The following is a 12,443-nucleotide window of genomic DNA, read 5'->3' on the forward strand; positions in this document are numbered from 1 at the left end:
TATATGAATTTTTATGTGTTTTCTATAAAATTTTCTAAGTCCTTTTTTATTGAAAAAATTGAAAACACAGGAAAATGGTCGCTCAATCCTCCTAAATAATGCGGGCCTGCATAGGTTCTGAAAGGATTTCCCTTAAACTGGCCGCGGTATTCCTTTAGTTCTTTTGGATTGAAAATTTTGGCTTCTTCAAATTGAAAGGAATTTCCGTGCTGCATCAAAAAATTGTTCGAAACCAATATTTGGTCAAAAAGATTCCACGAATGTTGATGATTTAAACTTCCCGAATATTTAGTGAGCAAAAGCTCCATTGGGTTATATAGAATGTCACTGGCTAAAATTTTAGCGCTTTCGCTCTTGGGGTCATCGTTGAAATCGCCCATAACAATTATTTTTGCCTGCGTATTTTCACTAATTATTTTTGAAATGATTTCCCGGTTTTTCATTGCAGCGGCCACGCGTTTATAACTTGTTTTTTCGGCACCGTCACGGCGTGAAGGCCAATGGTTTGCTAAAATATGTACTACTTCGTTTTCCAATTTTCCTATTACATATAAAATATCACGTGTAAAATCGCGAACTCCTTCTTCATTATTTACCAATAAGGTGATCGCTTCTTTATGCAATATTTCAAAATAATCTTTTCTGAAAAGCAATGCGGCATCAATACCCCGCTCATCGGGAGAATCGAAATGCGCATATCCATAATTTTTGTTTTTCAGAAATTTTGAATTGACCAAATCCTTCAGCACAGTTTCATTTTCAACTTCCGCCACGCCCAAAAGTACTGGCGGGTGCGAAGTTTCAGCATAACCCAGCTGCGAAATGATGCGTCCCAGTTTTTTCAGTTTTGTTTTGTAGCGTTTTTCATTCCAGTCCATTTCGGTTCCGGGTGTAAAATCATCATCCAGTGTCTTTGGATCGTTTTTGGTGTCAAAAAGATTTTCGAGATTGTAAAAAGCTACCGTGTAAAGATTTTTCATTTTAAAGAATGAAATGTTGTTAATTGCGTGTAAAGTACAAAAAACTCTTGCTATGTGTTTTGTACATTTGCCTTTTAAAGCGTGCCTAAAGTTTAAAGTGCGCTGAAGTATTTGAGTTTCAAACAACAGAAACAACAGAAACAACAGTATCCATAGAATCAACAGTATCCATAATATATGATAGAGCAAACGGACATTTCCTACGAAAAAACAGTTTTAATCGGGTTGGTTACACAATATCAGGACGAAGAAAAGGCCCAAGAATATTTAGATGAACTTGAATTTTTGGCTTTTACGGCAGGTGGCGAAGTTTTAAAACGATTTACCCAAAAACTGGATGTTCCCAATCCGAAAACTTTTATTGGTACGGGAAAGCTGGAGGAAGTGAAAAACTATGTGGAAGAACACGGAGTTGGGGTTGTAATATTTGATGATGAACTTTCGCCATCGCAGCAAAAAAACATTCAACGTGAATTGGACTGTAAAGTGCTGGACCGCACCAATTTGATTCTGGACATTTTTGCCCAAAGAGCACAAACAAGTTATGCCCGAACACAGGTTGAACTTGCACAATACCAGTATTTGTTGCCCAGACTTGCGGGAATGTGGACCCACTTGGAGCGTCAGCGTGGAGGTATCGGGATGCGCGGTCCTGGGGAAACAGAGATTGAAACGGACAGACGTATTGTTCGTGACCGCATTGCTTTGTTAAAGGACAAGTTGAAAAAAATTGACCGCCAGATGGATGTGCAACGCGGCAATCGCGGATCTTTGGTGCGCGTAGCTTTGGTTGGTTACACAAACGTTGGCAAATCTACTTTGATGAACGTAATAAGCAAAAGCGATGTTTTTGCAGAAAACAAGCTTTTTGCAACACTTGATACAACCGTTCGGAAAGTAGTTATTGGGAATCTTCCTTTTTTGCTAACGGATACAGTGGGTTTCATCAGAAAACTGCCCACACAACTTGTGGAATCTTTCAAAAGTACGCTGGATGAGGTTCGCGAAGCAGATTTACTTCTGCACGTTGTGGATATTAGCCACCCTTCATTTGAGCATCATATAGATTCAGTAAATAAAATTCTTGAAGAAATTGGCAGTGCCGATAAACCCATCATTATGGTCTTCAATAAAATTGACGCATACGAAGCGGAGGAAATTGAAGAAGACGATTTAATGACCGAAAAAACAAAAGCCCATTACACTTTAGAGGAGTGGCGACAAACATGGATGGCAAAACTGAATGGTGACGCTATTTTTATTTCGGCATTGAATAAAGAAAATTTCAATGAATTCCGAAAGCTTGTGTATGACAAAGTGAAGGAAATCCATACTACCCGTTTTCCGTACAATAGCTTTTTGTACGATGAATATACAGAGGAAGATTAATTTTTTATAAATTTCTTCGCATAAAATATTTTTGATATAATTTATCGTAGTTCGCTTAACTTTCGTACTTTAAATTATTCAAAATGCGTTGTTTATGCGAATCAATCAAACCATCTTGGTTATTTGCTTTTTGTGGATTTCTGCCACACACGCCCAGCAATCTTTGATTGACAGTCTTGAAACAGTAATAAGCAAAAATACCCGTGATATTGAAATGGCAAACGCCCTCAACAAAATAGCGGGAGTTTATAGTAAGCGTGATACTGAAAAAGCATTAAAATATGCATGGCGCTCCAAAGCACTTTCAAAGACTATTGGCAATAATAAATCGCTTGCAACTTCTTGTGCAATTTTGACTAATATTTATAAAAACACAGCGCAACGAGATAGTACGGAATTATATTTGGAGGCACTAAAAAATTTAGCTTCCAAAGCCAACGAAACTGAATGGGATTACCTCAATCAAGTTTACAATTCTACAGCTGGTCTTTACTATAAAAGCATTGGTAAAACTAAGGAGGCACTGCCTTATCTCTTGAAAGGCTATGAATATTCCAAGAAGTTGGGTAATAAAGAAGAAATATACGGGCAGGCAATCAATCTTGGAAATTGTTATTACCAATTCGCAGATTACAAAAAAAGTCTTCAATACCATTTTGTGGCACTAAAAGGATTTGAAAGTACAGGCAATAAAACCGGACAATCATTTTGCTACAATAATATTTCAAACTGTTATTATGAAATGAATCGTTTTCACGAATCTATTTCCTATCTCAAAAAATCAATGAAACTAAAGAAAGAGTTGGGAGATAAACGTGGTTTAGCCAATGCCGAACAGAATTTTGGAAATAATTATATGGGATTGGGAGATTTTGTTTTAGCTGAAAAGCATTTTAAAAATGCAATTGCCATAAACCAAGAATTGGATAACACTCCTGCATTGATTACCAATTATTTCAATATTGGGCGAATGTATTCTGAAATGGATCCCAAAAAAGCTATTTCCTTTTTTAATAAAGGGAGAATATTAGCTGTAAAAAACGAGGATACAGACATGATTTCAAAGATTGACCTTGAAATATTGTCGAACAAGTCGATTAGTGAAAAACAGCTGCAAAATGAAGAAAATGCTATTGTTAATGTAAAAGCTTTTAAAGATGCTGGAAAAAAAAGAGATGAAGCTGATGGGTATAAAAATCTTGCCAATTATTACACACAAACGAAACAATTTGAAAAAGCACTGGAGTACACCAATAAGTATAATGACTTAAAAGACACCCTAAAAAGCAATGAAATATTAGCCCAATTCAAAAATATTGAAGAGCAATACAACAAAGAGAAAAACGAAAAACAAATTATATTACTCCAAAAAGACAAAGAAATCAATGAACAGAAACTGAACCGACAACGTTTTTTAATGATAATTTTTGGATTGATAATCATTTTTACGGGAGTGGGCATCTATAATTTTATTAATAGAAACCGTCTAAAACAAAGGATGCAGGAACTGGAACTTCGCAATCGTATAGCCGCGGATCTTCACGATGAGGTGGGCAGTTCGCTTAGCAGTATTTATATGCTGAGCCAAATGGCCGGAAAGACCCAATTTGACACTAAAGGCGATATTATGGAGATAATTAGAACTAATTCAAAAGAAACCATGGAACGCATGGGTGATATTGTTTGGATGATAAAACCCAATGCGAACGAGGGCGAAGGGCTAAAATACCGAATGGAAAAGTTTGTAAACGATATATGTAACAGCCAGAATATTGATTGTAATTTTTCTGCGGATGATTTAAATGAATTGAAGCTAAGCATGAAACAAAAGAAGAATACTTACTTAATTTTTAAAGAAGCAGTGAACAATGCTGTAAAGTATTCACAGACCAAAAAGTTGGATATAAAAATAGCGCAACAGGGTAAACAGCTTGAAATGTTTATTAAAGATTTTGGAAATGGTTTTGATGAAAAAATAGTACTAAAAGGAAATGGATTAGAGAATATGCAAACTCGCGCAAATGAATTGAAAGGAAATCTTAGGCTTACTTCAAAATCAAACCATGGAACTGAAATTCAGCTAATTTTTCCATTGAGTTGAAAATATCCCCCATTTTAGGTATTGAAAATATTTACCAACCGAACTAATATTGAAACAAATGAGCAAGATATTAAATGTAGTGGTCTTTGAGGATAACAGGCATCTTCGTGAAAGTCTGCAGTTTCTATTGAATCTTACTCCTGGTTATCACTGTTCGGGGGCTTACCCAAATTGTAAAAATCTATTGGAAAATTTAAAAGGAAAAGACTGCGACATTTGTTTAATGGATATTGAAATGCCAGGAATTTCAGGCATTGAAGCTACTAAAATCATCAAAAAAAATTTTCCTCAAATAAGTGTTTTAATACAAACTGTCTTTTCTGATGATGATTCTATCTTTCAGGCTATCTGTGCTGGAGCCTCGGGTTATATTTTAAAAACAACTTCTCCAGATCAATACATTGAAGCCTTAAGCGATGTGCAGAGTGGCGGTGCACCAATGACGCCAAGTATTGCAAGGCGTGTGCTTCAATTATTCAAAAGCAATGTATTGACGCCTTCGCAAGAAGATTACAACCTTACTGAAAAGGAAAAGCAGGTCCTTCAAAAATTAACTGAAGGAAAAAGCTATAAAATGATTGCCGATGAGTTGACAATTTCAATTGAAACCATCAAGACCCACATTAAGAATATCTACTCCAAACTTCACGTCCATTCCGCTCCCGAAGCCGTTGCAAAAGCCATTCAAGAAAGAATAGTTTAGTTTTCATTAGCTGTTAGCCATTATTTTTACTTCCCACTTAATTATACTCCCCCATTCTCGGTATTGTATTGTTTGTTAAATGGTTACAATTTTATCCTATCATTTAGATAACCAAAAAATTTAACTAACAAACAAAAGCCATCAGCATGAAAAACTTAAAACTAATCGCTGTATTGATTGTGACAATTATATTTTCAAATTGTTCAGAAAACAAAAATAGCAGTAATGACGAACAGGAAATAAGAAATCTTATATCGCTTTATGATGAAGCCGCCATGAAAAACGACATCGGTTTTTATGAAACGAATCTAGCTCCAGATTACCAAATAGCTACTTCCGAAGGCAGTTTTGAAAATAAAAAATCCTCATTACAATTTATGAAGCAAGAATTAGAGAATCCTTCCTATAAATTGATTTCCTTAAAAAGTGACAGTGTCCAAGTTCATTTTATTGGAAATGCTGCAGTTGTTTCGGGGAAATGGCTCTCAACCACACAAGCTTTGAAAGATTCCAATCCTGTGATGCACAATGATGAGGGGCGTTATACATCCATTCTCGAAAAAAGAGATGGAAAATGGATGATGGTTTCGGAACACGTAAGTGACAAGCCACATAATAAAACAGAGATTGAAGCATCACTGAAGGCAGCAAGCGAAAGTTATGACAAAGGGCTGATGACAAAAGATAAGGCGCTATTTTCAGACTTATTTGCAGATGATTACGCTTCTACTGGAAGAGAAGGGAAATTGACCAATAAGGAAGACGAAATAAACCAAATGATGTCTTCAGATGTTGTATTTCTTACATCAAATACGGACGATAAAAATTTCCGAATCTACAGAAATACGGCTGTTGAAACAGGGAAGTTTTCTTCAACTGGCACATATAAAGGCAAACCATTTTCAGAAACCGGAAGATATACCACTACTTGGATATACCGTGATGGGAAATGGAAAATTGTTGCTGACCATACATCGCCAATGCCTGATTCAAAATAATTATTAACTAAAGTGATGAATTTTCAAGGCATTTTGAAAATTCATCACTTTGAAAAACAATAAAAATGAAAAAACTGTTCCTCATACCGTGTATCTTTTTTGGTAGTTTTATTTATGCGCAAGTGGGCATTGGCACAGTAACGCCTGAAGCCCAATTGGATATTCGTTCCTCAAACCAAGCAACTCCAGCAAATAACGATGGAATTCTAATTCCAAGAATTGATGAATTTCCTGCAACCTTTCCAACTGGGGCCCAAGATGGGATGATGGTTTTCGCAACGGGTAACGGCAGTGTTGGTAAAGGATTTTATTATTGGGATGATGTATTGGTAAACTGGGTTGCGGTAGGTTCCGGAGATGGCGAAGATTGGTATGAAGAGGGCACAACCACAGCACCCGATAACATCAATGATGACATTTATACTTTCGGAAACGTAGCGATTGGAAAAAATACAGCAGATTATAAGTTGGATGTTTTTGAGGAAACTACTGATAGAGCCGCATATATTAATTTAGCAGGCGCATCCAACAATCCGACGTATGCTTTAACTACTGAGATTACAAATACAGGCAATGGCGAACAAAGGGGGCTGAACACAATTTTAAACAGTTCGGGAAGTGGGACCCATACAGGTTCCTATGTCACAATGAATGGCGATGGAAGTGGCGAAACAAGAGCATATGTTGCTTCCATAAATGGTAATGCCACTGGCAGTCAAAGAGGTTTTTACGTAAACATTAATAATGCTGGGGATGGGCTTCATTATGGCAGCATCAATTATTTAAGAGGTAATGGCAATGGCATTCATTCTTCAATTTTAAACCAACTAATTGGAGCTGGAACCGGCAATCATTATGGTACTCGCAACGAGCTTTTAGGTACGGGCAGTGGAGCACAATTAGGTGTTCGGAATGTTATCACGAATACTGGCGATGGAGACCATTATGGATTATATAGCACGCTTTCGGGAACAGGGCAAGGGATTCAGCTTGGAACATACAATAGCATTGATAACACAGGAGATAATACTCATTATGGAATTCTGAATCAATTGTCAGGCACAGGTGCTGGAACCCATTACGCCATTCGAAACGAACTCAGCGGAACTGGCACAGGAGATCAGGAAGGTATTTCTACACATATTTCAAATACCAACGATGCCAATCATATAGGATTCAATACACGCCTTTCAGGCACTGGGAGTGGCAACCATATAGGTGCTAAATTTTCAATGTCGAATACTGGCAATGGTTTTCATACAGGAATATATACAACTTTTTCAGAAGGCATAGGAATTCTAACAGGTAATTGGACTGAGTTTGGCGGCAATGTTGGTAGCAGTTCCCAAAATCAAATAGCTGCCTATAATAGCTATTTTGCAGGTGGAAATGGAATATTAGCGGGAAGCTATACTGATATTAGAAACAGTGTATTGGGCACAGGTTCACAATATGGTTCTTACACCACTAACTCAAGTCCCGGAGGCGGAATACATTATGGCTCAGAAAATGTTTTGTCTGGAAATGGCACTGGTGAACAATACGGAGTTCATAACACTATATCAAACACAGGGAGTGCAACCCATGCGGGAGTTCAAAATGTATTATCCGGAACGGGTTCGGGTTACCAATCAGGCGTGATAAGTAAATTTAGTGCAGGCAATGGAAATTTAACTGGATATTGGACTGAATTTAACGGCTCATTAGGCAATGGTAATCAGATTGCGGCCTATAACAGCTATTTTACCGGAGGCAATGGAATTTTGGCGGGGGCATATACCGATATTAGAAATACTGTTACTGGAACGGGAAGTCAGTATGGCACTTTTACTGCAAATGATAGTCCAGGAAATGGAGCACATTACGGTAATTTTAATCAAATGACGGGCACAGGTACTGGCGCAAAATATGGAACTTACAATTCCATACCTGCTGCAACTGGTGGAACACATTACGGAGTATATTCAGATGCTCAAAAAGTAGGGAGCTATGCAGGTTATTTTTTGGGAAATTTTGCGGTTGATGCGAATACACTATATGTAGATGCTGTTAATAATAGGGTCGGCATTGGGACTAATGCTCCTGCAACTTCAGTTCATATTATACAAGGTACTACAAATGTAAACACTAGTGGATTAAGATTGCAACACAATTCAAATGGAAATTACTGGACATTTTATACAGCACCAACAAACAATTTGTGGTTTGCGTACAATGGTACATTAGCTTCTTGGATTCAGCCAAATGGAACTTATAACACATCAGATAAAAGACTGAAAACAAATATTAAAGGAATGAGTAGTGTATTGGAAAGGGTGATGAAGCTAAACCCTGTTTCCTATCAATATATATCTGATGAAAACCATAAAGAAACCATTGGCTTTTTGGCTCAAGAAGTGGAACCTTTATTCCCAGAATCTGTAGCATTTGAATCTGACTATGAATATTATGGATTGAAGTACGATGATTTTGGTGTTATAGCCATCAAAGCAATCCAAGAACAACAAACAGAAATAGAATTATTAAAAAAACAGCTCGAAGAACAAAAAACAGAACTTTTGCAGCTAAAAAATTTAATAATGGGAAAACAGTGATTAATACATGTTGAGGAGCGTGTGTTTTTTCAAAAAAGGCCGTTTGCAAGGGTAAACGGTCTTTTTAATTTTTATATGCTCACCCATTTTCGGTATTGGTTTTATAAACAAAAGCTCGCAACTTTACTTACAATAACTTTTTTAGTCATTACACTTTACAGTAAGGACTTACTTAAACACTTAAACGTATGAAAAACGTACTGGTCATCTTTTTATGTGCGCTCAGTTTTCAAATGGTAGATGCCCAAATAACAATGGCTGAAAAAGCTGATTGGAAAACGGTTGGCAAACTTAGATCATTAGGAAGTACAATAGCTTCGCTGGAATACAAAGAATCTGGCCGTGATACAACCTATCTTTTGCTTATGAGAGATTTTACCAGAAGGGGAGATAATGCAGAATTGCAATACTTCAGCATAAAATTTAATGGGGTTGACAATACACTTGATACATTCTACAAACTCTTAAAATCATTTTTCCTCGACGAGAACCGTACCAACAAAAATTACAATCAAACATTCCGCCTTGGCGATCAGATGGTTTATCTGCAGCATTGCTTGCTTATAACGGGCAAAGGCGTAATGCTAAGTACCAAAGAAGGATATATCAATTTATCCAAAGGAGACATCGATAAACTTTTTAATAAGAAATAAGGATTTCCAAACTTTTCCTTTTAAACTGTTCAAACTAGGTCGTCTTCTGTCCCAGATGAAGAATCTTAGCAACAGGAAAATTTAATCTTCTATAACATCCCCTATTTTCGGTATTGTCTTATTTTTCAAATAGTTGCAAATTTATTCGTAAACTAAAAATGTGTAAGCAGTTAACTAAAACTAAATATCATGGCAAAGAAAGTTGTAATCAAAAGGGAAGATGGGACAAAAAAAATTAAACTATCAACGGAAAAAAAAGAAGTGAAGAAGCCCATCCTTAAAAGGAGAACGGCATCAGAAAAGCCAAAACAAGAAGCCAACCAAGAAACTTTTAAAACCTACAGAATAACTTGGAAGGAAGTGATAAACACTATAAACGATGACAGTGGAAATTCCTCAGAGTTAAAGGTCTTTGTGCGTATTATGGCTTTTGACGGTAAAGGCAAAACCATCGTTGATATTGGCGGAAAAAACAAACCTATAATTGAATGGGAAAAACTGGGTAGCGCAGCCCATAAAATTGTTCCAAAGCCTTGGACATTTACAGAGGGAAGCGAAAAAAATCCATTGGAACTAAAGGCAAGAAGAGGGTGGACTGCAAACAAATGGGTGGAATTTCAAATTCCTGAAAAAGAAACTAAGGCAAAATTTGGCATTAGGGTGGATGCCGTTGAATTTGACACATCATTTAATCCAATTTTTTTAACTACCCACACCACTAAAGATTTTTATGAAGATAATCTTTGGGAAGCCAACGTTGCTGACATTAAAATATTTAAACCTGTTGAGATAGTGATAAGGGAAGAAGCAGCACGGCTGACTTTTAAATTTACGGTTTTGCCTAAGAACTGAAAACCAACAAAGACCATTTTATTCATTCAACTAAACAATTTAAACAATGGCTATTATATACATACTCTTGCCACTATTCGGCGCTCTGCCCTTATTTATTACTGTTATCAAAATGAGAAATGGACAACGCATCATAAATAATGGCACAAAAACCGAGGCAAAAGTTGTTAAAATTATTCCGTGGAGGTTAAGCTTCCGTACAAGAATGGACACGCTCATACTGCAATATTATGTGGAGGGAAACAAAGAAATATATCATGGAAAAGCCTCCGCCCCGCCCTGGCAATATAAAGTAGGGGACACATTATCTATTACTTATCTAAATGATAATCCAAATAAAATGACGGTTAAGGGAGCTAATGTATATATTCCAATTTTAGTGTTTACAGTTTTGATCTTCCTTTTTATGATTTTTGCAACCTTCCAAATTGAAGAATTAGTTTAGAGTATTTATTAAAAAAACCTGTCAGAATTTTTAAATTCCAACAGGTTTTTATTTTTTTCTCACGTCTCACGTCTCACGTCTCACGTCTCACGTCTCACGTCTCACGTCTCACGTCTCACATCTAAAACCCGTAAGTCAAACCAACGCCCAAAGCTTCGCGAATTTGGAAACCTTGTACCGCATTATCGTCATAAATAGCTTGAAAAGTTACATTTGAAGAAATATATTTATTCACCTTCATAACAAGGTTAAAGGTGTAATCAATATCAACATTCTGTGGGTCTTCAAGATAATTTGAATAAAGGTTCAAAATATTTTCAGCAGAAATATTCGCCATAATATCAAATTTTGCATACGCAGAAAGAGAAGCACCGAACTCGAAACGGCTGCTTTCGTTGGCATCAACGCCAAAGTATTTATTTTCATTATAAGCATCTAATGCCCCTGGAATAGAATCATTCACGGTAGTAAAATCCTTATCAACAAGTATAAGCTTCGCAGCAGCAGGAGAAATATTCACATAAAGATTGTCGTTTTTCTTCCAAAGAAACCCAGGGCCAAACTGAATATAGGCCGGTGAAAGAATATGTGTAGTCTCAGTACGATAACCCGCATCTTCTGGATTAAGGTCTTCATTAAATTCATAACCTTTGGCAAACTGTGTTTTAAAATTTAAAAACAGGGACGCATACCAGTTGCTCTCCTTTATTTGTCTTCCTAAAATAGAGTTCAACTCCAGACGGTCATTAGTCTTGCGAGAGTATTTGTCGTCTTTGTTTTTGGTAAGGCCATATTCACCAATCAATCTGTTGTTCCAAGAAATTTTGTCGTGCTTATAATTAAAATCATAAGTAAGCGAAAGATTTCCTGAATAATTTGAAGTTCCACCGCCTGTCCATTCGTGGTTAAATGCGGCTTGATTAAATAATAAAGAAAAGTTTCCGGCGCGGGTCCAACCGTTTGGAATAGTATCTTTTGGTGTTTCTTCTTGGGCAAGTATTGCCATTGGTGCAGCAATAAGAACTGCTAGAAGTAAAAGTTTTTTCATTTTGAATGATTGTTAAATTCGTTGCAAAAATAACAACTCTTTTAAGAGATTGCCAAACAATAAGTAAAATTGGGCTTTTTTTAAGATTGAAGATTGTTTCAGAGAAATATTCTATCTTTTTTTATAAAGAGGTACAGAAGAACAGGCTTCGCCATACATAATACTTTTTGCAACAGGCTGAAGTTTTTGCGCCAAAAGAACATAGGCATTCTGTGGAATGGGTTTGTGGGCACAACCTTTTATGATTACTGGTTTATCTATATATTCTGAAACATCAATATTTTGAAGTAATTCCGTAAACAGGATACTTTCCAATTCTTCCAAACTACCCACAGTAACTTTTTTGGCATAAGGCGCCAAATGAAGCGATAAAAGTAAATAGGCCCAACCGGGAACTATTGCCTCCGTGTTACAATAAAGCGCAACAAATTTTCCTTGATATTGGCTCCAATCGTGTTTCTTTGCTTGTTCGCGAAAATCATTTTCACGAAGCACAATCCCTTCCAGTAACCACTGCGAAATATCAAAAGAAACCCGTTCACCTTTAGGATAGATTTCCTCAAGATCAAAGGTTACTAATTTGCTGTTCGCTACGCGATTTATTATTTCTTCTGGCAAAGGTTACTGAATTATTAATTTATTTTTATTCTATGGATTTACTTTTTATTGAACATTGAACA

General features: G+C 36.5%; 11 protein-coding genes. 8 read left to right on the top strand and 3 right to left on the bottom strand.

Annotation, left to right across the window (positions count from 1 at the left end; translation table 11 throughout):
* Positions 1-11 precede the first annotated feature (11 nt).
* A complete protein-coding gene (locus A7A78_RS07880) occupies positions 12-980 on the bottom strand; it encodes an endonuclease/exonuclease/phosphatase family protein (RefSeq protein WP_068761918.1) in 969 nt (322 codons plus the stop codon).
* 177 nt (positions 981-1,157) lie between these two features.
* Here A7A78_RS07880 and hflX point away from each other — a divergent pair, with 177 nt between their 5' ends.
* From hflX to A7A78_RS07920, 8 genes are all read left to right on the top strand, one after another.
* Positions 1,158-2,369 carry a GTPase HflX gene (gene hflX / locus A7A78_RS07885; protein ID WP_068761919.1) on the top strand — a complete coding sequence of 404 codons (1,212 nt, stop codon included), beginning with the start codon at positions 1,158-1,160 and terminating at the stop codon, positions 2,367-2,369.
* Positions 2,370-2,463: 94 nt separating this feature from the next.
* The gene (locus A7A78_RS07890) at positions 2,464-4,470 is read left to right on the top strand and encodes a tetratricopeptide repeat-containing sensor histidine kinase (RefSeq protein ID WP_068761920.1); all 2,007 of its coding nucleotides are present in this window, start codon (positions 2,464-2,466) and stop codon (positions 4,468-4,470) included.
* A 58-nt stretch (positions 4,471-4,528) separates the two neighbouring features.
* The gene (locus A7A78_RS07895; RefSeq protein WP_068761921.1) at positions 4,529-5,173 is read left to right on the top strand and encodes a response regulator transcription factor; all 645 of its coding nucleotides are present in this window, start codon (positions 4,529-4,531) and stop codon (positions 5,171-5,173) included.
* 146 nt (positions 5,174-5,319) lie between these two features.
* Positions 5,320-6,171 carry a nuclear transport factor 2 family protein gene (locus A7A78_RS07900; protein ID WP_068761922.1) on the top strand — a complete coding sequence of 284 codons (852 nt, stop codon included), beginning with the start codon at positions 5,320-5,322 and terminating at the stop codon, positions 6,169-6,171.
* Positions 6,172-6,236: 65 nt separating this feature from the next.
* Entirely contained in the window at positions 6,237-8,765 is a 2,529-nt protein-coding gene (locus tag A7A78_RS07905) for a tail fiber domain-containing protein (RefSeq protein WP_068761923.1), read from the top strand.
* Positions 8,766-8,953: 188 nt separating this feature from the next.
* A complete protein-coding gene (locus A7A78_RS07910; protein ID WP_068761924.1) occupies positions 8,954-9,418 on the top strand; it encodes a hypothetical protein in 465 nt (154 codons plus the stop codon).
* Between the two features lie 189 nt (positions 9,419-9,607).
* Positions 9,608-10,270 carry a hypothetical protein gene (locus tag A7A78_RS07915; protein ID WP_068761925.1) on the top strand — a complete coding sequence of 221 codons (663 nt, stop codon included), beginning with the start codon at positions 9,608-9,610 and terminating at the stop codon, positions 10,268-10,270.
* 46 nt (positions 10,271-10,316) lie between these two features.
* Complete coding sequence (locus A7A78_RS07920; protein ID WP_068761926.1) at positions 10,317-10,715, top strand: DUF3592 domain-containing protein; 399 nt, start codon at positions 10,317-10,319, stop codon at positions 10,713-10,715.
* Between the two features lie 121 nt (positions 10,716-10,836).
* Here A7A78_RS07920 and A7A78_RS07925 read toward each other — a convergent pair whose 3' ends face one another.
* Both A7A78_RS07925 and A7A78_RS07930 read right to left on the bottom strand, forming a co-directional pair.
* Positions 10,837-11,763 (bottom strand): DUF3078 domain-containing protein, encoded by a 927-nt coding sequence (locus A7A78_RS07925; RefSeq protein WP_068761927.1) that lies wholly within the window; start codon positions 11,761-11,763, stop codon positions 10,837-10,839.
* Between the two features lie 111 nt (positions 11,764-11,874).
* Positions 11,875-12,381, bottom strand: coding sequence for a DUF2480 family protein (locus A7A78_RS07930; RefSeq protein ID WP_068761928.1), 507 nt, complete (start codon positions 12,379-12,381; stop codon positions 11,875-11,877).
* Positions 12,382-12,443: the final 62 nt, after the last annotated feature.

It is taken from the genome of Aequorivita soesokkakensis (assembly GCF_001641085.1).
GTDB classification, from domain to species: domain Bacteria; phylum Bacteroidota; class Bacteroidia; order Flavobacteriales; family Flavobacteriaceae; genus Aequorivita; species Aequorivita soesokkakensis.